21 protein-coding genes are annotated in these 21,860 nt (G+C 70.5%); 13 read left to right on the plus strand and 8 right to left on the minus strand.

The window, feature by feature from the left end; all coding sequences use genetic code 11:
- Nucleotides 1–25: 25 nt before the first annotated feature.
- Both ACQPZW_RS05575 and ACQPZW_RS05580 read left to right on the plus strand, forming a co-directional pair.
- Nucleotides 26–3,238, plus strand: a complete 3,213-nt coding sequence (locus ACQPZW_RS05575; protein WP_433793756.1) for a cobyrinate a,c-diamide synthase — start codon at nucleotides 26–28, stop codon at nucleotides 3,236–3,238.
- Nucleotides 3,166–3,831 (plus strand): TIGR03086 family metal-binding protein, encoded by a 666-nt coding sequence (locus ACQPZW_RS05580; protein WP_433793757.1) that lies wholly within the window; start codon nucleotides 3,166–3,168, stop codon nucleotides 3,829–3,831. The genes ACQPZW_RS05575 and ACQPZW_RS05580 overlap by 73 nt, the downstream gene beginning before the upstream one ends.
- Before the next feature lie 355 nt (nucleotides 3,832–4,186).
- Here ACQPZW_RS05580 and ACQPZW_RS05585 read toward each other — a convergent pair whose 3' ends face one another.
- The gene (locus tag ACQPZW_RS05585; protein ID WP_433793758.1) at nucleotides 4,187–6,331 is read right to left on the minus strand and encodes a transglycosylase domain-containing protein; all 2,145 of its coding nucleotides are present in this window, start codon (nucleotides 6,329–6,331) and stop codon (nucleotides 4,187–4,189) included.
- Nucleotides 6,332–6,415: 84 nt separating this feature from the next.
- Between ACQPZW_RS05585 and cobC the strand changes: the two genes are divergently transcribed.
- The 3 genes from cobC to cobA are packed head-to-tail and all read left to right on the plus strand — an operon-like array spanning nucleotide 6,416 to nucleotide 9,766.
- The gene (gene cobC, locus ACQPZW_RS05590; RefSeq protein WP_433793759.1) at nucleotides 6,416–7,468 is read left to right on the plus strand and encodes an Rv2231c family pyridoxal phosphate-dependent protein CobC; all 1,053 of its coding nucleotides are present in this window, start codon (nucleotides 6,416–6,418) and stop codon (nucleotides 7,466–7,468) included.
- Between the two features lie 47 nt (nucleotides 7,469–7,515).
- The gene (gene cobT, locus ACQPZW_RS05595) at nucleotides 7,516–8,517 is read left to right on the plus strand and encodes a nicotinate-nucleotide--dimethylbenzimidazole phosphoribosyltransferase (RefSeq protein WP_433797436.1); all 1,002 of its coding nucleotides are present in this window, start codon (nucleotides 7,516–7,518) and stop codon (nucleotides 8,515–8,517) included.
- Between the two features lie 40 nt (nucleotides 8,518–8,557).
- Complete coding sequence (cobA, locus tag ACQPZW_RS05600; protein ID WP_433793760.1) at nucleotides 8,558–9,766, plus strand: uroporphyrinogen-III C-methyltransferase; 1,209 nt, start codon at nucleotides 8,558–8,560, stop codon at nucleotides 9,764–9,766.
- Nucleotides 9,767–9,815: 49 nt separating this feature from the next.
- Here the strand turns inward: cobA and ACQPZW_RS05605 are convergent, their stop codons facing one another.
- On the minus strand, nucleotides 9,816–11,210 hold the full coding sequence (locus tag ACQPZW_RS05605) for an alpha,alpha-trehalose-phosphate synthase (UDP-forming) (protein WP_433793761.1): 1,395 nt from the start codon (nucleotides 11,208–11,210) through the stop codon (nucleotides 9,816–9,818).
- 188 nt (nucleotides 11,211–11,398) lie between these two features.
- On the opposite strand from ACQPZW_RS05605, the gene ACQPZW_RS05610 reads away from it, so the two are divergent.
- The 5 genes from ACQPZW_RS05610 to ACQPZW_RS05630 all read left to right on the plus strand — a co-directional run bounded on the left by ACQPZW_RS05610 (nucleotide 11,399) and on the right by ACQPZW_RS05630 (nucleotide 15,448).
- Nucleotides 11,399–11,860 (plus strand): hypothetical protein, encoded by a 462-nt coding sequence (locus ACQPZW_RS05610; protein WP_433793762.1) that lies wholly within the window; start codon nucleotides 11,399–11,401, stop codon nucleotides 11,858–11,860.
- A gap of 98 nt (nucleotides 11,861–11,958) precedes the next feature.
- Nucleotides 11,959–13,635, plus strand: coding sequence for an energy-dependent translational throttle protein EttA (gene ettA, locus ACQPZW_RS05615; protein ID WP_433793763.1), 1,677 nt, complete (start codon nucleotides 11,959–11,961; stop codon nucleotides 13,633–13,635).
- A gap of 56 nt (nucleotides 13,636–13,691) precedes the next feature.
- Nucleotides 13,692–14,057, plus strand: coding sequence for an acyl-CoA thioesterase (locus ACQPZW_RS05620; RefSeq protein WP_433797437.1), 366 nt, complete (start codon nucleotides 13,692–13,694; stop codon nucleotides 14,055–14,057).
- A gap of 16 nt (nucleotides 14,058–14,073) precedes the next feature.
- A complete protein-coding gene (locus ACQPZW_RS05625) occupies nucleotides 14,074–14,733 on the plus strand; it encodes a hypothetical protein (protein ID WP_433793764.1) in 660 nt (219 codons plus the stop codon).
- 127 nt (nucleotides 14,734–14,860) lie between these two features.
- Complete coding sequence (locus tag ACQPZW_RS05630; protein WP_433793765.1) at nucleotides 14,861–15,448, plus strand: YbjN domain-containing protein; 588 nt, start codon at nucleotides 14,861–14,863, stop codon at nucleotides 15,446–15,448.
- A 3-nt stretch (nucleotides 15,449–15,451) separates the two neighbouring features.
- On the opposite strand, the gene ACQPZW_RS05635 is transcribed toward ACQPZW_RS05630, so the two are convergent.
- From ACQPZW_RS05635 to ACQPZW_RS05645, 3 genes are all read right to left on the minus strand, one after another.
- Nucleotides 15,452–16,582, minus strand: a complete 1,131-nt coding sequence (locus tag ACQPZW_RS05635; protein WP_433793766.1) for a delta-60 repeat domain-containing protein — start codon at nucleotides 16,580–16,582, stop codon at nucleotides 15,452–15,454.
- Nucleotides 16,583–16,783: 201 nt separating this feature from the next.
- Nucleotides 16,784–17,182: a globin gene (locus ACQPZW_RS05640; RefSeq protein WP_433793767.1), complete on the minus strand. Its 399-nt coding sequence runs from the start codon at nucleotides 17,180–17,182 to the stop codon at nucleotides 16,784–16,786.
- Nucleotides 17,183–17,191: 9 nt separating this feature from the next.
- The gene (locus ACQPZW_RS05645; RefSeq protein ID WP_433793768.1) at nucleotides 17,192–18,250 is read right to left on the minus strand and encodes a mechanosensitive ion channel family protein; all 1,059 of its coding nucleotides are present in this window, start codon (nucleotides 18,248–18,250) and stop codon (nucleotides 17,192–17,194) included.
- A 190-nt stretch (nucleotides 18,251–18,440) separates the two neighbouring features.
- Here ACQPZW_RS05645 and ACQPZW_RS05650 point away from each other — a divergent pair, with 190 nt between their 5' ends.
- On the plus strand, nucleotides 18,441–18,986 hold the full coding sequence (locus ACQPZW_RS05650) for an HNH endonuclease (RefSeq protein ID WP_433793769.1): 546 nt from the start codon (nucleotides 18,441–18,443) through the stop codon (nucleotides 18,984–18,986).
- A 5-nt stretch (nucleotides 18,987–18,991) separates the two neighbouring features.
- Here the strand turns inward: ACQPZW_RS05650 and ACQPZW_RS05655 are convergent, their stop codons facing one another.
- Together ACQPZW_RS05655 and ACQPZW_RS05660 are read right to left on the minus strand one after the other, a co-directional pair.
- The gene (locus ACQPZW_RS05655; RefSeq protein ID WP_433793770.1) at nucleotides 18,992–19,807 is read right to left on the minus strand and encodes a class F sortase; all 816 of its coding nucleotides are present in this window, start codon (nucleotides 19,805–19,807) and stop codon (nucleotides 18,992–18,994) included.
- 9 nt (nucleotides 19,808–19,816) lie between these two features.
- Entirely contained in the window at nucleotides 19,817–20,293 is a 477-nt protein-coding gene (locus ACQPZW_RS05660; protein ID WP_433793771.1) for a hypothetical protein, read from the minus strand.
- A gap of 200 nt (nucleotides 20,294–20,493) precedes the next feature.
- Here ACQPZW_RS05660 and ctaJ point away from each other — a divergent pair, with 200 nt between their 5' ends.
- Together ctaJ and ACQPZW_RS05670 are read left to right on the plus strand one after the other, a co-directional pair.
- Nucleotides 20,494–20,769 carry an aa3-type cytochrome oxidase subunit CtaJ gene (gene ctaJ, locus ACQPZW_RS05665; RefSeq protein WP_433793772.1) on the plus strand — a complete coding sequence of 92 codons (276 nt, stop codon included), beginning with the start codon at nucleotides 20,494–20,496 and terminating at the stop codon, nucleotides 20,767–20,769.
- Entirely contained in the window at nucleotides 20,756–21,151 is a 396-nt protein-coding gene (locus ACQPZW_RS05670) for a DUF5130 family protein (protein WP_433793773.1), read from the plus strand. The genes ctaJ and ACQPZW_RS05670 overlap by 14 nt, the downstream gene beginning before the upstream one ends.
- 124 nt (nucleotides 21,152–21,275) lie before the next feature.
- On the opposite strand, the gene ACQPZW_RS05675 is transcribed toward ACQPZW_RS05670, so the two are convergent.
- Nucleotides 21,276–21,827, minus strand: coding sequence for a Uma2 family endonuclease (locus ACQPZW_RS05675; RefSeq protein ID WP_433797439.1), 552 nt, complete (start codon nucleotides 21,825–21,827; stop codon nucleotides 21,276–21,278).
- Nucleotides 21,828–21,860 lie beyond the last annotated feature (33 nt).

The raw sequence follows: 21,860 nt of genomic DNA on the forward strand, positions 1-21,860 counted from the left end.
GATCACCGCCCAGCCTCGTCTGGTCGTGAGCGCGCCGTCATCGGGTCACGGCAAGACGGCCATCGCCGTGGGACTGCTCGCTGCCCTCAGCGGCCGGGGTGTCCCGACGGCGGGTTTCAAGGTCGGCCCGGATCACACCGACGCGGCGTACCTCGGTCTCGCCGCCGGCAGGCCCGGCCGTAACCTCGACCCTCGCCTGGTCGGCGCCCAGCGTGTCGCGCCCCTTTTCGCGCACGGGGCCTCCGGCGCCCAGGTCGCCGTCATCGAGGGCGCGATGGGCCTGTTCGACAGCCTCACCGGCCAGCCGGAGATCGACGGCACCGCCTCGGTCGCGGCGGCCCTGCGCGCGCCGGTCGTCCTGGTCGTCGACGTCGCCGCGATGGGCCACTCGCTGGCCGCGCTGGTGCACGGCTTCCGGATGTTCGACGAGATGGTGCACCTCGGCGGTGTGATCCTCAACCGGGTCGCCTCCGACCGGCACGAGCAGATGCTGCGCAGCGCCATGGACGACATCGGCATGCCGGTGCTCGGCGCCCTGCACCGCGGTGACCTTCCCAACGCTCTGCCGGCCCGCACCCACGGCCTGGTCCCGGTGGCGCACCGGTCCGTCGAGGCCGGCCGTGCGGTGCGCCGCCTCGGTGAGGCGGTCGCCGGTTCCCTCGACATCGAGCGCCTGGTGGCGCTGGCCTCGTCCGCGCCGCCGATCCCCGGCCCGATCTGGACCCCGTCCGAGGCGGCCGGGGAGGCACAGTTCGATCACCGGCCGGTGATCGCCCTGGCCGGGGGCCAGGGCGCCCCCTACACCTATGTGGAGACGGCCGAGTTGCTCACCGCCGCGGGTGCGGACGTCGCGGTGGTCGACCCGCTGCGCGACGAGGCACTACCGCCGGGCACGCGCGGGTTGGTGGTGGGCGCGGGCCTCCCCGAGGGGTACGCCGAAGAGCTCTCCGCCAACCGCAGGCTCTGCGCGGCCGTCGCCCAGTTCGCCAGGGACGGCTGGCCGGTGATCGCCGAGGGCGTCGCCCTGCCGTGGCTCGGTCACGAGCTGGACGGCCGGCCCATGTGCGGTGTGCTCGACGCCACCGCGACCACCGCCGAGCAGACCGTCGCCGGTTACCGCGAGGCCACCGCCCCCGGCACGTCGGTGCTGGCCCCGGCCGGCGCCCGCATCACCGGCTACAAGCAGCACCGGGCGGTCGTCACACCGCGCGCCGGAGCCACCCCGGCCTGGACCTGGTCGGGCGGCAACCCGGAGGGCTTCGTCTGGCGCCAGGTGCACGCCTCCCAGTTGGGCCTGCACTGGGCCGCCGCCCCCGAGATCGCCCGTCGCCTGGTCGCCGCCGCCAACGCCGGCCCACCCGGTTCGCAGAGCCAGCCCGGTTCCCACAACTCCGCCGGTCCACACAGTCCGGCCGGTTCCCACAGCCCGACTGGCTCGCACAGTCCCGTCGGCTCGCCGGGTTCGCCCGGCTCTGCGGGGTCGCACGGTCCAGCCGGTTCGCCTGGGTCTGCGGGGTCGCACGGTCCAGCCGGTTCGCCTGGGTCTGCGGGGTCGCACGGTCCAGCCGGGTCGCCGGGCGGCCCTGGTCAGCCGGGTTCGAGGCCGTCCGGCATGCCTGGTGGCCCTCCGGGAGTGCCGTCTGCTCCGCCCGTCGGCAATCCGGCGATGCCACCGCAGGGCGTTCCCGTCGGCCAGGGCATGCCATCCGGGCTCGGCTCTCCCGGCGTTCCTCTCGGCCCGCCGTCCGGCATGCGTCACGAACCGGGTTCCATGCTGTCAGGCCAGCCGATTCCGGGCTCCGGCATCCCGGGTGCGGGCGGTCGGGGTTCGGACATTCCGGGTGCGGGCGGTCCGGGCTCGGGCGGTCCGGGTTCGGGTATCCCGGCGTCCGCCACGGCCAACTCGGGGTACGCCCCGCCCGGCCAGCCGATGCAGCAGGGCATGTCCGCCGGTCCGGGTGGCGGGATGTCCGGCCAGCAGGGTCCCGGTGGTCAGGCGCCGCTGTCCGGCCAGGTGCTGCCGCCGTTGCCGGGCTATCAGGGCCACTCGTCATCCGACAGCCAGCCGCCGCTCACGGGCCAGGTGCTGCCGCCCCTGCCCGACTACCATGCCCAGTCCGGCAACCGCAGCCAGCCTGATTTCCACCGTCAGTCCGACTTCCACAGTCAATCCGACTTCCACGGGCCGGCGGGCCACCCGGGCCAGGACGACTTCCGGCAGTCCGACCATCCCGGCCGGACCGACTTCCACGGTCCGCAGGACTTCCGCGGGCATCCGGGTGGTCACGGCCCGGCGGACTATCCACCCCGGCAGGAGTTCCACGGCCAGCCCGGCAGCCAGGGCCCTTCCGACCTCCACGGCCGGTCGGACTTCGACGGTTCGCCGAGTGGCCAGGGTTCGTCTGATCTCCCGGGGCGGCCGGGGGCCGTGGGCGGTCGGACTTCGACGGTTCGCCGGGTGGTCAGGGTTCGTCTGATCTCCCGGGGGGCCGTGGGCGGTCGGACTTCGACGGTTCGCCGAGTGGTCACGGCTTGTCAGATCTGCACGGGCATCCGGGTAATCAGGGCCAGCACGACTTCGCGGTTCGGTCGGATCTCCACGGCCCGCCCGACTTCTACGGCCCGTCCGACTTCCCTGGTCCGTCCGACCTCCGTGGCCCGTCCGACTTCCCTGGCCCGTCCGACTTCCATAACCCGTCGGATCTCCACGGCCAGCCCGGCAACCACGGTCAATCCGACTTTCTCGGGCAGCCGGGTGGCCATGTCCACGGCAACCATGGGCACCCGGCCGGCCTGGGTCAGCCCGGCGGGAGCGGGCAACCGGGTCAGGGGCTTCCTGGTGAGGGCAGCCAGCCCGGTCACGGTCAGTCCGGTCACGGTCAGCCCGGTGGGCAGGGTTCGGGCCGGTCATCGGGAGCGGGACAACATCCCGGCCCGGGGTCGCAGGGAGGTCCCGACGGTCACACGGCGGACCTTTCCGTGCACACCTGACCAGATCGGTCGCCGGAAGCCGCCCAGCGTGCGAAAGGTCGATTCGCCACCTCCGAAATTGTCGTACCCCCTCGTACCGTGGGGCTACGACAACCGAAGGAGGAGATCGTGGCAGACCGTGTGCCGCTGGATTTCGACCCGCCGGTTCGTCAGATCAGAGCGTTGCTGCTGGGCGTGGACGACCGTGATCTCGCCGCGCCGACCCCGTGCCCGGAGTGGACGGTCGCGGCCCTGCTCGATCATCTGATGGGCCTGTCCGTCGCCTTCACGATGGCCGCCCGCAAGCGCGCCGGCGTGCCGGGCTCCGACGGCCCACCACCACAGCCTTCGGCCGCGCACCTGTCGCCACACTGGCGCAGCCGCTTGCCGGTGCTCCTGGCCGACCTGAGCATCGCCTGGCGGGATCCGGCCGCCTGGACGGGCACGGCGCTGGCCGGCGGCGTCACCCTGCCGGCCACCGCGATGGGCGCCGTCGCGATGAACGAGTTGATCATGCATGGGTGGGATCTGGCCCGTGCCACCGAGCAGGATTATGCGGCCGATCCGCGTGCTCTCGAGGTGTTGGTCGAGTTTCTAGGGCAGGGTCCGGCCGATGGCACTCCCGGCCTGTTCGGCCCCGGTTCCCGGTCGATACCGAGGAGGACCTCCTGCTCAGGGCAGTCGGCCTGGCCGGTCGAGACCCAGCCTGGCGACCACCCCGCCGCCGCCCCACCCCGACCCACGCCGGAACCGGCGGCTGACGTAGCACCCGGCACTAACGCCGCAGCCTGGCGATTGACGCCTGCCTTCCACCCCGTGCCGGATCCCTTGTGCGGTCCACCCTTCGCGGCCTCGCCGTAACCGGTGATCCGGTGATCCGGTGATCCGGTGATCCGGTGATCCGGTGATCCGGTGATCCGGTGATCCGGTGATCCGGTGATCCGGTGATCCGGTGATCCGGTTCGTCGGTCCGTCGGCATGTGCTGATGGCGTGCGCTGCGCGCGTTGGCCAGTGGGTGCGGGGTCACGCGATGCAGCCGGCGGCCGGCACGGTCCAGCGGCTGGTGCGAGCGCGGTTCGGTGGCTGGGGTGCAAGCGCGGTTCGGCGGCTGGTGTGAGTGCGGTTCGGTGGCTGGGTGCGGACGCGGTCCGGTGGCTGGTGTGAGTGCGGTTCGGCGGCTGGGTGGGAGCGCCGCCTGGCCGGAGCAGGTGACGGCTACCAGACGTACTTGTCGGAGGGGGGTTTGAAATCTTCTCTCGGTTTGCCTTTGAGGGCGTCCCGCAGTGTCTGGGCGACCGTGTACTTCGACATGGTCGAGCGCCCGGCCCCGACCAGATGCTCCGGGTTGTCGGGGTCGGCGACGAAGGCCGACGCCGCCAGTTGCGGGGTGTATCCGTTGAACCAGGCGGTCTTGTTGCCGTCGGTGGTGCCGCTCTTGCCGGCGATGGGCCGTCCGATGGTGCCGTAGACCATCGACGACGTGCCCCAGCCGCCGCAGCCTCCGCGTGCCGAGCCGTATCCGGTGACGCAGCGGGCCGCGTCGGTGGCGGCTCGGGCGACGTTGACCTTGATCTCCTGGTGGCACCGGGGTTCGGCGATGAGCCGGTCCTGGTAGAGGGCGTGGGACCCGTCGGGGTTGCGGATGCTGAGGACGGGCAGCGGCTCGCAGTGCTTGCCTTCGGCGGCGAGGGTGGCGAAGACGTTGGCCATCTCGACGGGGGTGGCGTCACTGACTCCGAGGGTGAAGGCGCCCCAGCCGGAGGCGTGTTCCTTGGTGGCGAGCTTCCGGTCGATGTCGGTGCGCCACCGCAGTCCGAGGCGCTCGGCCATGCGGACCGCCTTCTCCGCGCCGACCCGCTGTTCGAGCTGCACGAAGTAGGTGTTGACCGATTTGCCGAAGCCGGTCCACATGTTCTGGGTGCCGGTCATGGACTCGCCGGCGTTCTTGGGACACCAGTAGATGCCGCAGGTGGCGGGCCCGGGCGCGGTGATGTAGCGGGAGACGAACCGTTGCGGGGAGTAGAAGGAGGTGGACAGCGGCAGGCCTTCTTCGAGGGCGGCCAGCAGCGTGAAGATCTTGAACGTGGATCCGGCCTGGTATCCGGCCATGTCGCCGCCGCCGAGCAGCGGGTTGACGGTGTTGGGGTAGTTGCCTTTGACGTCGTCGTCCTGCCGCCAGTCGCTGTGCCGGCCGTTCTTCTCCTGGTCGAGGGAGTAGGTGCGGTTGACGGCCATGCTGAGCACCCGCCCGGTGCCGGGCTGCACGACGACCTGTCCGTGGGCGATGGCGCTGCTTCGCCTCTCCTTCTCCAGGACGTGCTGCATGGCGTACCGCTGGATCTGGGGGTCGATGGAGGTGATCACCCGGTAGCCGCCGCGGCGCAGGTTCTCCTCGCGTTCCAGCGGGGTTCGGCCGAAGGCCGGCTGCTCGCGCCACCAGTTGGTGAAGTAGTCGCAGAAGAAGCCCCAGTCGTTGTGTTTGGCGGCGACCGAGACGCAGCCGTTCGGCGGCGTGCTCAACTTCAGTTTGATCTTGGACTTCTTGGCCGAGGCGGCCTGCTCGTAGGTGATCGCGTTGTTCTTCAGCATCTGGTCGATCACGTAGTTGCGCCGGTCGAGGGCGGCCTTCTGGTTCTTGGTGGCCGGGTCGTAGGCGGACGGCGCCTTGACCAGTCCGGCGATCAGGGCTGCCTCGGTGAGGGTGAGGTCGCGCGGCGCCTTGGAGAAGAAGATCTGGGAGGCGGCGAAGATGCCGTAGGCGCGATGCCCGTAGTAGGCGGCGTTGAGATAGCGCTGGAGGATCTCCTCCTTGCTGAGCCGCTGTTCGACCTCGATGGCGAGTCGCATCTCGCGCAGTTTGCGGGCGGCGGTCTGCTCGGTGGCCTCGAGCGCCTCCTGCGGGGTGCGGGCGCTGTCACGCAGGGCCATCCGGACGTACTGCATGGTGAGCGTGGACGCGCCCTGGGAGACGCCGCCGGCTTTCTGGTTGGCGACGAACGCGCGGGCCACGCCTTTGGCGTCGACGCCGTTGTGCTCGTAGAAGCGGGAGTCTTCGGAGGCGACGATCGCCTTGATCACGTAGGGCGACATGTCCTTGAGGGCGACGTGCTTGCGGTGCTCCTCGTAGAACATCGTGAGCAGGGTCTTGCCGTCGCCGGCGTAGACGTAGGTGGTCTGTGCCGGAGGGAGCTCGGTGAGCTGCTCGGGCATGTTCTCCAGGGCCTCGGCGCCGGCTTTGACGCCCATCCCGGCCAGTGCGGCGAACGGGTAGGACAGGCCGGTGATGACCAGGCCCGCGATGAGCCCGGCCCGGATCAGGAGGGCGACTCTTCCGGCGACGGTGAGGTGTCGGTTCGTCACTCTTCGACGGTATGGCCAAAGCTGCTCATGTTCGGACGGAACGGCCGAAGTCAGGCGTGCCACCCGGTCCGGCATGCTGAGGCCATGAGTTTCGACCTCGATCACCACGGCGACGCCGAGGTGGGTGCGGGCCTGATCGATCTCGCGGTCAACGTGCGGCGCCAGACCATGCCCGGCTGGCTGGCGGATCCGATCACGGCGTCGCTGAGCTCGTTGTCGGCCTACCCGGACGAGCGTGGCGCGACCGCGGCGGTCGCCGCCCGGCATCGCCGGGACCCGGCCGAAGTGCTGCTCACGGCCGGTGCTGCCCAGGCGTTCGTGCTGCTCGCCCAGGCTCTGCGCGACAGCCGCCGCCCGGTCGTGGTGCATCCGCAGTTCACCGAGCCCGAAGCGGCGCTGCGCAATGCCGGGCACGAGGTCGAGCGGGTGATCCTGCGCGAGGCGGACGGTTTCCGGCTCGATCCCGGCCTGGTCCCGGAGGACGCCGATCTGGTCTTCGTGGGCAACCCGACGAACCCGACGTCGGTGTTGCATCCGGCGGCCGATGTGGCAAAGCTGGCCCGCCCGGGCCGCGTGCTGGTGGTCGACGAGGCGTTCGCCGACACCACCTTCCGGGCCGGTGTGCCGGGGGAGCCGGAGTCGCTGGCCGAGCGCCGGGACCTGCCCGGCCTGGTGGTGCTGCGGAGCCTGACGAAGACGTGGGGGCTGGCCGGCCTGCGGATCGGCTACGCGCTCGGGCCGGTCGATCTGCTGCGACGGCTGGCCGCCGCGCGGCCGCTCTGGGCGGTCTCCACGCCGGCGCTCGCCGCGGCGAGCGCCTGCGCCTCACCGGTCGCGGTCGCGGCCGAGCGGGAGATCGCGGCGGCCCTCGCGGCCGAGCGTGCCCACCTGGTGGAACGGTTGCGGCGAGTGCCGAGCGTCACGGTTCCCGGAGATCCGGCGTCCGCATTCGTTTCGGTACGCCTTGCCGGCGCCGACCACATCCGCACTGACCTGCGAGAACGTGGCTACGCGGTGCGCCGTGGCGACACGTTTCCGGGGCTGGGCCCGGATTGGCTGCGGATTGCGGTGCGCGACACTGCCACCACAGACCGATTCGTGCAGACTCTGAGCGAAGTGATCGAGGAGCGACCGTGACGCTGGAGACCACCCTGGCAGCCATCCGGCCCGCCGACGACGAGGCGATGGCCGCCGCCCGTGAGCTGCAGGCCCGTCTCACCAAGCCGGCCGGCTCACTGGGCGCGCTGGAGGAGCTTTCGGTCCGGCTGGCCGGCCTGGCCGGCGTGTGCCCGCCGCCGGTGCCCGAGCCCGCCACGGTGGCGGTCTTCGCCGGCGACCACGGGGTGCACGCCCAGCGGGTGAGCCCGTGGCCGCAGGAGGTCACCGCGCAGATGGTGGCCAACTTCGTGGCCGGCGGCGCCGTGGTCAACGCGTTCGCCCGGCAGACCGGCGCCGACGTCATGGTGGTCGACGTGGGGGTGGCGATCCCGCTGCACGGCGGACCGAACCTGCTGGACGCGAACGTGCGGCGCGGCACCCGCGACATGACGGTGGGCCCGGCGTTGACCCGCGAGGAGACCCTGGCCGCCGTCGAGGTCGGCGCGCGGGTCGCCGAGACACTCGTCGAGCAGGGAGCGAAGGCGCTGCTCACCGGTGACATGGGCATCGCCAACACGACACCCGCGGCAGCGCTGATCGCGGCCTTCACCGGGGCGTCGGCGGGGGTGGTGACCGGCCGGGGCACCGGCATCGACGACGACACCCTGGCGCACAAGGTGACCGTGGTGACGGCCGCGCTGGACCTGCACTCCCCGGACCCGGCCGATCCGCTGGGCGTGCTCGCCGCGGTCGGCGGTCTGGAGCACGCCGCGCTGACCGGGTTCATCCTCGGCGCCGCCGCGTGCCGGGTGCCGGTGATCGTCGACGGCGTGATCGCCGCCTCGGCAGCCGTCGCCGCCGCTGCGTTCGCCCCCGACTCGGTGGCCGCGATGGTCGCCGGGCACCGTTCCGCCGAGCCGGGCGCCGGCGTCGCGCTGGCCCACCTCGGCCTGGAGCCGCTGCTCGACCTCGGCATGCGCCTCGGTGAGGGCAGCGGAGCGGTGCTGGCCCTGCCCGTCGTGCAGGCCGCGGTGCGGGTGCTGCACGAGGTGGCGACGTTCGACTCGGCCGGGGTGTCGGAGAAATGAGACGGGGTGTCGGGCGGATGAGCGCGGGAGTGTCGGAGAAATGAGCATCTACCCCCTGGGGCTTCGCCTGGAGGGCCGTCGGGTGCTGGTTGTCGGCGGTGGCTCGGTCGCCACCCGCCGGGTGCCGGCGCTGATCGCTGCGGGCGCCCGGCTCGAGATCGTCTCCCCGGAGCTCACCCCCACCCTGCAGGGGCACGTCGACGCGGGCCGGGCGGCCTGGACGCCTCGGCGCTTCGAGCCCGGCGACGTCGAGGGTGCCTGGGTGGTCCATGTCGCGGTCGACGATCCGGAGGCGGCGGCCCAGGTCAGCGTCGCGGCAGAGCACAACCGGATTTTTTGTGTACGGGCGGACGACCGCGACGCCGCCACCGCCTGGACCCCGGCCGTCACCCGGCACGGCCAGGTCACCGTGGCGGTCACCGACGGCGGCGACCGGCGCCGGGCGATGGCGGTCCGCGACATGGTGGCGACCGTGCTGGAAGCCTCCCCGCCGGCATCGCCCGAGCTCAAGGGCGTGGCCCTTGTCGGAGCCGGCCCCGGCGACCCGGAGCTGATCACGGTCAAGGGCCGCCGCCTGCTCGCGTCCGCCGACGTGGTGGTCGCCGATCGGCTGGTCCCCGGCATGCTCCTCGGCGAGCTACGTCCCGAGGTCGAGCTGATCGACGCCGCCAAGATCCCGTATGGCCCGCAGGCCGCCCAGGAGGAGATCAACCGGATCCTGGTGGACCGGGCGACGCAGGGGAAGTTCGTGGTCCGGCTCAAGGGTGGCGACAACTTCGTCTTCGGGCGTGGCGGCGAGGAGGCCCTGGCCTGCGCTCAGGCCGGTGTGCCGGTGCTCGTGGTGCCCGGCGTGACCAGCTCGATCGCAGCGCCCGCGCTGGCCGGCATCCCGGTCACCCACCGCGGGGTGGCGCACGAGTTCACCGTCATCTCCGGTCACATCCCACCGGACCACCCGGACACCCTGGTCGACTGGGCGGCGCTGGCCCGGATGCGCGGGACCGTCGTGGTGATGATGGGCCTGAAGAACCTGCCGAAGATCGCGGAGCGGCTGATCGCCGAGGGCCGCTCGGCGGACACCCCGGTCGGCGTGGTGCAGGAGGGCTCGACGGCCCACCAGCGGTCGCTGACCAGCACTCTCGGGGCGGTCGCCGAGGAGACCGCGACGGCGGGCATCCGACCACCCGCGGTGGTCGTGATCGGCGAGGTCGTCACGGTGGGGGAGTCGTTCACCCCGGCGGCCGGCTGATCGGCGACGGACGCCGGGCCGACATCGACCCGGCGCCCTCTCGCTGACCTCAGCTCTCGTCGACGCCGAGTTCGTCGAGGAACGAGCGCGCCCAGCGCGCGACGTCGTGGGTCCGCAGATGCCGCTGCATCACCCGCATCCGCCGTTTCAGCTCAGCCGGCTGGGCGCCGACCGCGCGCAGCAGCGCGTCCTTCACCCCGTCGGGGTCGTGCGGGTTGCAGAGGAACGACTGGCGCAGCTCGGTGGCGGCGCCGGCGAACTCGCTGAGCACCAGCGCCCCACCGGTGTCGCCGCGGCAGGCGATGTACTCCTTGGCGACCAGGTTCATGCCGTCGCGCAGCGGGGTCACCATCATCACGTCAGCCGCCGCATACATCGCGGCGAGCTCCTGCTTGTCGACCGACTGGTGCAGGTAGTGCACGGCCGGCGTGCCGACCCGGCCGAACTCGCCGTTGATCCGGCCGACCTCGCGCTCCACCTTCACCCGCAGGGTCTGGTAGTGCTCGACCCGCTCCCGGCTGGGTGTGGCGACCTGGATCATCACCGCGTCGCCGACGTTGAGCTTGCCGTCGGCCAGCAGCTCGCGGAACGCCTTGAGGCGCAGCTCGATGCCCTTGGTGTAGTCGAGCCGGTCGACGCCGAGGATCACCGTCTTCGGGTCGCCGAGCTCGGCGCGGATCTGTTTGGCCCGGGCCTGCACCGACGGGTCGGCGGCGAGCCGCTCCATCTCAGCGGTGTCGATGCTGATCGGGAACGCTCCGGCTTTCACCTTGCGCCCGTCGACCTGGATCGACTGGCCCTCGTAGCGCAGGCCGAGCAGGTGCCGGGCCAGGCGGACGAAGTTCTGTGCGGCGAGCCGCTGCTGGAAGCCGACCAGGTCGGCGCCGAGCAGGCCGCGCAGGATCTCGGCCCGGAACGGCATCTGCATGAACAGCTCGATCGGCGGGAACGGGATGTGCAGGAAGAACCCGATCTTCAGGTCCGGCCGCATCTCCCGCAGCATCGACGGCACGAGCTGCAACTGGTAGTCCTGCACCCAGACGGTGGCGCCCTCGGCGGCCACCTCCGCCGCGGCCTGGGCGAACCGGTGGTTGACCACCCGGTACGTCTCACGCCAGCGCCGCTTGTAGACCGGCGTCTCCACGGCATCGTGGTAGAGCGGCCAGATGGTCGCGTTGGATTGACCCTCGTAGTAGCGTTCCAGCTCCTCGTCGCTGAGCGGAACCGGGTGGATGTGGATGCCCTCGAGGTCGAATGGCTCAGGCGCGTCTCCCGACCCACCGGCCCATCCGATCCAGGTGCCCTGATGCTCGACCAGGACCGGATGCAGGGCTGTGACCAGGCCGCCCGGACTGGGCCGCCACTGCTTCTCACCGTCCGGCGTAGTGACCTCGTCCACGGGCAGACGGTTGGCGACGACGACGAAGGAACTTCGTTGGGCCACGCTGAGTACACCTCCGAGTGGTTTCTGTTCCCACCATGAGCCTACTGTGTGTAAGCTCCCGCTCTCTCACCGGCTCCGGTTCGCCGTCGCGATCGACGGTGATGGACCGGGTTGGGGCGGGGTGCCATTCTGTGCCGGTGACCCCGCTTGATGATCATTCCCAGCGACGGCAGCCTTTGTTCTTCCCTGTGGTGATCGCCACGGCGCTGCTCGCGATCATCGGCCTGATCGGTGGCTATCTGCTCTCCGAGCGGCGCGGGTCCGGAGAATCGTCCTCGGAACCGTCACCCACGCTGTCACTCCTCCCGGCGTATCAGGCGTGCCTGGACCGTACCCAGGAAATGGGCTCTCAATTCGGGGCGAACGGGGAATTGCGGCAGGTGCTGCGGGTACGGACGAAGAGCCGGGCGGTCATCTGGATCTGTCAGGACGCCGGCGGCGCTCTCTACTACCACGCCAACAAGGGCGGGGCGGAGGCCCCGTGGGTGGAGAACCGGACCGCGCTGTTCCTGGCCGGGGTGCAGTACGACGGGGTGGGCGCGTTCACCGCCACGGCGAACGACGGGGCGACCTTCACGGTGAGCCTCGACCGGCTCGTCATCACGCACAAGGACGGCACGGTCGAGGAGCAGGACGTCGTGCAGGATTGAACTGCCCGGGGTTGCCGAACGGCCCGGGCACGGCGGGTGAAAAGATTGTCCTTTGATCCCGGCACCGACAATCCACGATCTCGGAGGTAGGGCACACCGTGGCCCAGTACATCTACGTCCTGGAAAAGGCGCGCAAGGCGCACGGCGACAAGGTCGTCCTCGACAATGTGACGCTGAGCTTCCTGCCAGGCGCCAAGATCGGTGTCGTCGGCCCGAACGGCGCCGGTAAGTCCAGTCTGCTCAAGATCATGGCGGGGCTCGACAAGACCAGCAACGGCGAGGCCCGGCTCATGCCCGGTTACACCGTCGGCATGCTCGCGCAGGAACCGGCCCTCAACGAGGAGAAGACCGTCCTCGGCAACATCGAGGAAGCCGTCGCCGAGACGAAGGCCAAGCTCGACCGCTTCAACGCGATCGCCGAGCAGATGGCCACCGACTACAGCGACGAGCTGATGGACGAGATGGGCAAGCTGCAGGAGCAGCTCGACCACCTCGACGCGTGGGACGTCGACTCCAAGCTCGACCTGGCGATGGACGCGCTGCGCTGCCCCCCGCCGGACGCTGACGTCTCCCAGCTGTCCGGTGGTGAGCGCCGCCGCGTCGCCCTCTGCAAGCTGCTGCTCCAGGCGCCCGACCTGCTGCTGCTCGACGAGCCCACCAACCACCTGGACGCCGAGTCCGTGCACTGGCTGGAGCAGCACCTGGCCAAGTACGCGGGCACCGTCCTGGCGATCACCCACGACCGGTACTTCCTGGACAACGTGGCCGGCTGGATCCTCGAGCTGGACCGCGGCCGGGCGATCGGCTACGAGGGCAACTACTCCACGTACCTGGAGAAGAAGGCGCAGCGTCTGTCGGTCGAGGGCCGCAAGGACGCCAAGATGAAGAAGCGTCTCTCCGAGGAACTCGAGTGGGTGCGGTCGAACGCCAAGGCGCGCCAGACCAAGAGCAAGTCCCGCCTCGAGCGGTACGAGGAGATGGCCACCGAGGCGGAGAAGACGCGGAAGCTGGACTTCGAGGAGATCCAGATCCCGCCGGGCCCGCGCCTGGGCAACACGGTCATCGAGACGAACGACCTGGTCAAGGGCTTCGACGGCCGTACGTTGATCAATCACCTGTCGTTCTCGCTGCCCCGTAACGGCATCGTCGGCATCATCGGCCCGAACGGCGTCGGCAAGACCACGCTGTTCAAGACCATCGTCGGGCTGGAGAAGCCGGACGCGGGCGCGGTGCGGGTCGGTGAGACGGTCAAGCTGTCGTATGTCGACCAGAACCGTGGTGGCCTCGACGGCAGCAAGACGGTGTGGGAGGTCGTCTCCGACGGGCTCGACCACATGATGGTCGGCAAGGTCGAGATGCCGTCCCGGGCCTATGTCGCGGCCTTCGGCTTCAAGGGCCCGGACCAGCAGAAACCGACCAAGGTGCTGTCCGGTGGCGAGCGCAACCGCCTCAACCTCGCGCTGACGCTGAAGATCGGCGGCAACGTGCTGCTGCTCGACGAGCCGACGAACGACCTGGACGTCGAGACCCTGTCCAGCCTGGAGAACGCTCTGCTGGAGTTCCCGGGCTGCGCCGTGGTCATCTCCCACGACCGGATGTTCCTCGACCGGGTCACCACGCACATGCTGGCGTGGGAGGGCACCGACGAGGAGCCGGACAAGTGGTTCTGGTTCGAGGGTAACTTCGAGGCGTACGAGAAGAACAAGATCGACCGTCTCGGGGCCGAGGCCGCCCGTCCGCACCGGGTGACCTACCGCAAGCTGACCCGTGACTGATCTGTGTGACTGACTTCGATCGGTTCGTTTTCGACGTGCCCGTGCGCTGGTCCGACATGGACGCGTACGGGCACGTCAACAACGCGCGCTTCCTCACCCTCTACGAGGAGGCGCGCGTGGCGATGTTCTTCGTCGGGGCCAAGGCGCACGGCTTGGGCTCCTTCGAGGAGGGCATCGTCATCGCCCGGCACGAGATCGACTATCTGCGGCCGGTGGACTTCGGTGACCCGGTCCGGATCGAGATGTGGGTCTCCGAGCTGCGTGCCGCGGCGTTCACCGTCTCCTACGAGCTCTTCGACGACGGTGTGCTGGCCAGCCGGGCGAGATCCGTCTGTGTGCCGTACAACCTGGTCAAGGGCCACCCGCGCCGGCTGTCCGACGCCGAGCGGGACTTTCTCAAGCCGTACACCGAGGTGTCCTGATGAATGTTGACCGGTCATGAGTGAGCACGGCCTGCTCGGGGTTCCCGACGCAGGCGCGTTCCTGGCGCGGCTCACCCGGCTCGACCCGGCCGCGCCGGTGCGGCTCCGTTCGTCCGGCGGCCGCACCGCTCTGTGGGCCCGGCTTCCGTGGGAGGTTCTGGTCACGCGTGAGGTGGCCGGTCCCGGGCCGGGCGATGCGACCGTCTCGGCCGGGGAGCTGCTCGCGGTCCTGGCCGCCGGCGGCGGATCGCTGCCGGAGCGCCGTGACACGCAGTGGCGCTGGCCGTTGCCCCCGCCCGCCAGCCGGGCCGTCGAGTCGATCTCCGGCGCCGAGCTGGCGCAGCTCGCCGCGGCGGCGGCCGGGACCCTGCGGGAGATCGCCTCGGGCGGGATGTCCGGGCGTACGGTCGGCCAGCGCGCGGTCCGCGACGCCCTTCTGGACCATGTGGCGATGGTGGTCACTCCGGACGACGGCGAGCCGGTACAGATCTCCCAACGGCTCGTGCAGGCGGTCGCCCGGATGGGTTTCCTCGGCCCGAGGGATGCGGATCCCGCGGAGGCGAGGGTGCGCGTGGCCGGTGGCTGGGTGGGAATTTCTGCACCATATGGAGTAGCGTGGCGACAGAGCGTTCACAAATTGACCGTTATGCCGATGGTGAGTCACCCGAAAGGGTGACGGTGGATCGTTCTTCTGGTCCCGCCCTCCCGTTGGGGGATGACCTTCAGGAAGCGTGCGGGTACCGTCGGCCCTCGGATCCACTGCAACGTCCGGCATGGGTCTGTTGGGGAGTGAGGTGCACACGATGCCGTGGTGGTCATGGCGTCCGGGATCGGCTGCGGGTAACGAGCAGGCGGATGCCGGCGGCGGCGAGGTTGCGGTGCAGAGCACCGTTCGCGTCGGTGTTCCGGCCCAGCGGGAGCCGAGCCGCTCCGGCGTCCCGTCCGATCTGTCCACGACCGGCGCATCCGATCCGGTGATGCCGGTGCAACTGGCCCGGGTCGGCAAGGCGCTCGATCTGCTCGACATTCGGTTCCTCGCCGACGGCGGTGGCAGCCTGCTGGCCATGTGGGAGCGGCACGCCGTGCTGTTCACCCTGGAGGGTCCGGAAGACGAGATCCTGGTCATGCGGGCCCGACCACATGCGACGGTCCCGCCGGACTGGGCGGACCGGGCCTATCGCATCGTCAACGAGTGGAACCACACACGACGGTTCTGCAAGGCCTACGTGGGCGACGCCACCGAGCGCGGCCAGCTCCCGATCTACGCGGAGCTTCAGGTGCCCCTCGCCGCGGGCGTCCACGACTCGCTGCTCGTCGAGCTGCTCGACTGCGGCGCCGCCGTGGCGACCTCCTTCGTGGACTGGCTCCACGACGAGGGAGCACTTCTCTGAGCCTCACGGCAAGGGGAACATGCCGATCCGGCCGTGAAACTCGCGACCCAGCTCGTCGGTGTCCGAGCCGACGATCAGGAAGCCGGGTGTGACCAGGAAGGCACGCACCCCGACACCGCGGGAACGGGTGGGATTCCACTCCAGGGCCTTGCCCGTGCTCGGGTTGACGGCGCCGATGCCGGGCCGCGACACCGCCCCCGGGCCGGGGCCGCTGCCGTCGGTGCCGTACGGGTTGTCGAACCACCGCTGGTGCCCGCCCAGGTAGACGGCCGGCCCGGTGATCGCCACCGCGTACAGCGAGTCCCCGCCGGTCCGCTGCACCCACGTCGGGTTCTGCTTGCCGCCGGTCCGGGCCTCGAAGCGTGCCGCCGAGTCGCACAGCTTCTGCGCCGACGACGCCCGCCCGGTCGCCGCCACCACGATGTACGAGCCGTCCGGGGAGAACTTGACCTGCCGCAGGTAGGTGTCGAAGCCCTGCATGCAGGTCGGGATGTACGCGTCGGTGTACCAGCTGTTCAGGATCGCGCCCGGCCCGCCGACGTCGAACAGAGCGATCTGTTTGCGGTCGGCGGTCCCCGACTTCAGGAAGGCGCCGACGGCGATCAGCTTCCGCCCGTCCGGTGACACGTCGAAGTGCTCGACCCGGGTGCGCTTCAGCCCCGGCCCGGCCAGCCGCGCGTCGAATCCCTGATCCACCACGCCGGTCTGCGCGTTCAGCCGGACCAGAGCGCTACGGCGTACACCGCTGACCGCCGAGAACGTGCCACCGGCGTACAGGCTGCCGTCCCGGCTCACCAGCGCCCGCACGTCGCCCCAGTTGACCCGGGCGCCGAACGAGGTGATGCGGGAGCCGTCGTTCAACGACACGCGGGCCAGCCCACGCTGCGCCGCGCCGTTCACGGTCTTGAACGCGCCACCCAGGTAGACCGAGTGGTCCGGCCCCGCGGCCAGCGAGTAGATCGCGCCGTCCACCTCCGGGGCGAACGTCCGGATCTGCCCGTCGTGCAGCCCGAACGCGAAGATGTTCTTGCGCGCGAGCGTCACCTTCCGGCCGGCGTCCGACACCTTCGTGAACGCCCCGCCCGCCACCACGGTGTCGCCGACCACTGCCAGCGACCACACCGTGCCGTCCAAGACATGGGGCGTGAAGTCCACCGGATCGGCCGAGACCACCGTCGGGTGAGGGGTGTCGGCCGCGGCCGGTAATGTGCCCGCCGTCGCCGGAACGACGACAGCGGCGACGGCGGCGGCTGCGAGCAGACGACGGCGCATGGAAAGGCTCCCCGGATCGTGAGTGACAATCCGATCAACGAGCCATCGGCCGCCGCGACACTGTCAGGCCGGAGGCTCCGCGGAATCCATCGCGTTCACCATGAAATAGGCCGCACGCTCCAGATACTCCCAGAGCTGGGTCCGCTGCTCGTCGGGCAGGCCCAGCGAGTCGACCGCCACCCTCATGTGGCTCAGCCAGGCGTCACGCGCCGCGGCGTCGACCCGGAACGGCGCGTGCCGCATCCGCAGCCGCGGATGACCGCGATTGTCGGAGTACGTCGTGGGGCCGCCCCAATACTGCATGAGGAAGAGGGCGAACCGGTCGGCGGCCGGCCCGAGATCCTCCTCGGGATACATCGGCCGGAGCAGCGGGTCCTCCGCGACACCCTCGTAGAACTTGTCGACGAGACGCCGGAAGGTGGGCTCGCCGCCCACGGCGTCGAAGAAGGTCGGTGCGCTCACCGGTCCATCCTAGGTCGCGCCGCCGGGCTGCTCCGGTGACGAGGTGCCGCCACCGCCCATCCACGCCGGCGGCACCGCGCTGCGCGGCAGGAGCCGGGACGCCGCGATCCGCTCGGACAGGCCCGACGTCTCCAGCGACTCCGTCAGCGCCCGGCGCAGGTCACGCTGGATGGCGATCTGGCTGTCGGCGGTGGTCTTGGCGATCGTCCGGATCACCGCGCCTTCCACGGTCAGTTGCTCGACGCCGATCACGTCCGGTGGCTCCAGGAAGCCGGTCTCGTGATCCGGATCGTGGGCGACGGTCTCGGCCGCGACCTTGAGCACGCCGATCGCCTCCTCCGAGTTGACGAAGCCGATCGGGATGTCCACCACGACCATCGCCCAACCCTGGCTCTTGTTGCCGACCCGGACGATCTCGCCGTTACGGATGTACCAGAGCACACCCCGTGCGTCGCGGACCGTGGTGATCCGCAGGCCGACGCTCTCGACCACACCGGTCGCCTCGCCCAGGTCGACGGTGTCACCCACGCCGTACTGGTCCTCCAGCAGCATGAACAGGCCGGCGATCAGGTCCTTGACCAGGCTCTGCGCGCCGAAGCCGAGGGCCACGCCGACGATTCCGGCGCTGGCCAGCAGTGGCGCCAGGTTGAAGCCCAGCTCACCCATCACCAGCAGCGCGGCCATGGTGAAGATCACAGCGCTGACGAAGCTGCGCAGCACCGACGCGATCGCCTCGGCCCGCTGGCGCCGCCGCTCGGGGATGAACGTCCCCTCCTCGGCGGTAACCGTCACCTTCTCCCTGAGCGGCTTCAGTAGTGCCGGCATGGAGGCCCGCGACGTACTGGTGGCCAGCCGGGAGATCGCGCGGTGGATCAGCCAGCGGATCAGCATCGCGATGAGGATGATGGCGAGGATCCGGAGCGGCTTGATCACGACCACGTAGCTACTGGTGGCTAGCCATTGGATGCCGGTCTGATCGAGGATCTGCTTGCACAGAGCGTCATCGGTGCAGACGGGTGTCACGAAGACGTCCGACGGAGCCGGTGATGGCGGAGCTAAGAAGAACACGGGTAGTCAAGCTACCGGGTCGGGCCGGGTGGAGACCTCAGACGTTTACCGAACGGCTACGGATTCTGCTCGCAATTTGGTCATCCATCAGGGACTATTGGCGCAGCGGGCTAGTTCGACGAGGCCCATCTCACACACGTATGGGCTATGGGAGCGGTTAGCAGCAACTGACACCGGAAGGGTGATCGCGATGCCTGACATACGACCCACGGTTGGCTCTTCCGCGTTAGTTCTCAACGCCACCTACGAGCCGCTGTGCGTCGTATCGGTGCGTCGGGCCACCATTCTGCTGCTCACCGCCAAGGCCGAGTGCGTCTCCGATGGCGACGGCATCCTGCACAGCGCACACCACACCGTTCCCGTCCCCTCCGTCGTCCGGCTCACGCGGTATGTGAAGGTGCCGTACCGCACGCATGTCGGACTCTCCCGCCGGGCCATCTTCGCCCGAGACGGTGGCCGCTGCGCCTACTGCCGGGGCTCGGCCGAGACCATCGACCACGTCTTCCCGCGCAGCCGTGGTGGCCTGCACGCCTGGGACAACGTCGTCGCCGCCTGCGCCAAGTGCAACCACAGCAAGGGTGACAAGACCCCGGCCGAGCTGGGCTGGCGCCTGCACGCCGCCCCTGCCGCCCCGCGTGGTGTCGCGTGGCGGGTCCTCGGGCACCGGACCCCCGACCCCCGCTGGAGGGACTGGCTCGACCTGCCCGCCGCCCCGCTCGAGGCCGAGGCGGCCTGACCCGCTCAGACGTCGCGGGAGGCGACCAGAGAGGCGAAGACGACGATGTTGTCCTCGTAGCCCTCCTCGCCGCCCAGCCACTTGCCACCGCAGGTCATCAGGCGCAGTGACGGCCGTGTGTAGTCACCGTAGACCCGCTCGGCCGGCAGCGAGCTCTTGTCGAACTTCTCCACCGAGTTGACCCTGAAGACGGCGACCGACCCGTCCGCCCGGCTCACCCGGATCTCCTGACCGGCTCTCAGCTCGTCGAGACGATGGAACACCGACGGACCGGTACGGGTGTCCGCGTGCCCCACGATCAGCGCCGGCCCGAACTGTCCCGGCGTCGGCCCGCCCTCGAACCAGCCGGCCTCGTTGTGCCGTCGCAGCGGCGGCACGTCCACCGACCCGTCGTCGGCCAGCCCCACCTCCAGGACCGGCGCCGACACCCCGATCGCCGGGATCTCCAGCCGTTGCGGCCGGCTCGGCTCCAGCACCGGGAACGCCCGGGGCGGCGGCTCGTCGGCGCCCCGGAACAGGTTGCCCATGTCGAACCCGGTCGCGAAGCCCATCCCCAGCCCGAACAGGAACAGCCCGAGGAAGAGCAGCACCAGCGCGACGACCCCGATCATCCCGCCCCGGCGGCCACGGATGGGTCGTGGTTTCGGCATCCGCCCGGGCAGCGCCAGCCGGAACGGCGACCGGCCCTTGATCTCCGGGGTCGGCGGCAGCGGCCCGGTGATGGCCCCGGGCGGCGGCGCCGTGATGATCTGGGCCGGGCGCTTGCGCGCGACGGCGTCCGGCACGCGTGCGCCGGCCGGCTTCTGGTCCCCGCTCGCCACGCCGGGTCCTCAGCCGACTCGCCGGCGGCGCATCGACACGGCGCCGAGCGCGACCCCGGCCAGTGCCAGGGCTAGCCCGCCACCGATCAGAAGCGGACCCGCCGGGCCCGGGGCGGTGCCGCCACCCCCGGTCGCAGGGCCGCGTGACGGCGCCACCCTGGCCACCACGTGCAGGACGCCGGTGGCCCCGCGAGCCTCCGGGCAGATCAGGGCGACGGGATAGTCACCGGGTTTCGTGTCGGCCGGCACTCGTACCGTCGCGGTCAGGAACCCGAACTCCGGCTCGACGGTGACCGAGCCGATGGGCTCGCCCCGCACCGTCGCCGATTTGAGGTTGTCGTCACACGAGGCACGGAGCGCGAACTCGTCGCCGGCGCGGACGGTGCTGGGGTTGAGCTCGACGAACACGGCCGCACCCGCGGCCGGGGACGCGCCGATCAGGGCGCACGCGAGACCCGCGACGACGGCGGGGACGAACAGGCGCATGGGATCCCCCTCCTGCCGTTCGCGACGGAAAGCACGCGGACGGCGCGTGAGGGTGATTTTCGCACCTCCACGCACATTCCGCGTAGATCCCGACGGCGTGAGACCCCGGTTCGAGACCCGACGGTCCGGGACGACATGCGCTCCGCTACGGTGATTGATGTTCGGAATAAACAGGATCGTTGGCGCCTGGGGGCGTTGAGTTGTCAGTAATCACTACCGTCCTGGTCTTCGTGATCATTCCGGTCGTCGTCATCGGGACGATCGCGACTCTCGTGCTCGCCGGCTCCGACCGGTCGAAGCCGGATCGCCGTTACCGTCCGGGTCGTCCCTACGACTTCCCGGCCATGTGGTTCACCGCCACGCCGCAGCAGGTCGTACCGGCCGGCGATGGCCACTCCACCGGGCTGATCATCGAGGACAGCTCCGGCGCACTCGTCCGGCCCGGTCCCACAGGAGGCGCAAGTGACAGTTGGTGATGTCACCCCGCTCGAGCAGCCGGTCGACAGCCCGTTCTCGACCCGTCAGCTGCTCCGCCTCGACGAGGCCCTTCGTGTCGCCGACCAGGTGACCGGCCTCAACTTCAGCATCTACCTCGGCCCGCTCGAGGATCCGTCGCGCGAGGCGGCGGAGAGGCTGCACGCGCAGACCCGGACCCCGCAGCGCTCGGTGTTGATCGCGGTCTCACCCGACCAGCGAAAGCTGGAGATCGTCACCGGCTCCGACGCCCGCAAGCGCATCTCCGACCGGGATGCCAAGCTGGCCGGGCTGTCGATGGCCGCGTCGTTCGGCGGCGGCGACCTGGCCGGCGGTCTGATGATCGGGATCGACCAGCTGGCGTCGCACGCCGGCCGGTCCTGACCAGCGGAAAGCGTCGGTCCTGAGCCGGCGAGAAAGCGTCGGTCCTGAGTCGGCGGAAAACCGTCGGGCCTGAGCGACGAACAAGTGCCAGGTGAGGACCAGCGGCCGGACCGGGGCGGCGGATTCAGCGCCAGGCCGCGAGGCTCACCCGGACGGGGTACGGGTTGTCGATCCTGGCCTGCTCGTCGGACGTGACGTCCCGGGCGGGCTGGTAACCGGTCCCGTCCAGGGCGAACGTCCGCAGGATCGGCCCGGCCTCCACTCGCCAGTACGCCGAGATCCCCGCATCCGCGTAGACGGCCGGTTTGAGCAGTTGGTCGTAGCGTCGTGTCGCCTCGGCCTCGACCTCCACGACGAGCGCGACGTCGGCCGGGTCCACCCAGATCGCCCCGGACGACTGGGGCCGGAGCACGGTGACGTCCGGCACCAGATTGCTGGTCTCCATCGCGATGCCGAGACGGGCGCAGACCCACCATCCGGGCGGGGCCGCGGACCGCAGCGTGGCGACGATCGACTCGACGAGGGCGTCGTGGGGTTTGCCGGACGGTGGGGTGACGTGCAGGCTGCCGTCGAGGATCTCGTACCGGTGACCGTCCTGCGGGAACAGCTGCAGGTCCGGTTGTGTCCACCGGCCCTCCGGCGCGTTCCACCGCGCCGGTGAACCATGGCTCAGCATCGTCACGGGCCACCTCCATCACCGCGGAGTGTC

Origin of the sequence: Actinoplanes sp. CA-252034, from assembly GCF_050956125.1 — a bacterium.
In the GTDB taxonomy this organism is placed as follows: domain Bacteria; phylum Actinomycetota; class Actinomycetes; order Mycobacteriales; family Micromonosporaceae; genus Actinoplanes.

Excerpts from the sequence above, each read along its gene's own strand:
- cobC (WP_433793759.1), top strand. The coding sequence starts at position 6,416 with ATGAGTTTCGACCTCGATCACCACGGCGACGCCGAGGTGGGTGCGGGC.
- cobT (WP_433797436.1), top strand. The coding sequence starts at position 7,516 with ATGGCCGCCGCCCGTGAGCTGCAGGCCCGTCTCACCAAGCCGGCCGGC.
- cobA (WP_433793760.1), top strand. The coding sequence starts at position 8,558 with ATGAGCATCTACCCCCTGGGGCTTCGCCTGGAGGGCCGTCGGGTGCTG.
- ACQPZW_RS05620 (WP_433797437.1), top strand. The coding sequence starts at position 13,692 with ATGGACGCGTACGGGCACGTCAACAACGCGCGCTTCCTCACCCTCTAC.
- ACQPZW_RS05625 (WP_433793764.1), top strand. The coding sequence starts at position 14,074 with ATGAGTGAGCACGGCCTGCTCGGGGTTCCCGACGCAGGCGCGTTCCTG.
- ACQPZW_RS05630 (WP_433793765.1), top strand. The coding sequence starts at position 14,861 with ATGCCGTGGTGGTCATGGCGTCCGGGATCGGCTGCGGGTAACGAGCAG.
- ACQPZW_RS05650 (WP_433793769.1), top strand. The coding sequence starts at position 18,441 with ATGCCTGACATACGACCCACGGTTGGCTCTTCCGCGTTAGTTCTCAAC.
- ACQPZW_RS05660 (WP_433793771.1), bottom strand. The coding sequence starts at position 20,293 with ATGCGCCTGTTCGTCCCCGCCGTCGTCGCGGGTCTCGCGTGCGCCCTG.
- ACQPZW_RS05675 (WP_433797439.1), bottom strand. The coding sequence starts at position 21,827 with ATGCTGAGCCATGGTTCACCGGCGCGGTGGAACGCGCCGGAGGGCCGG.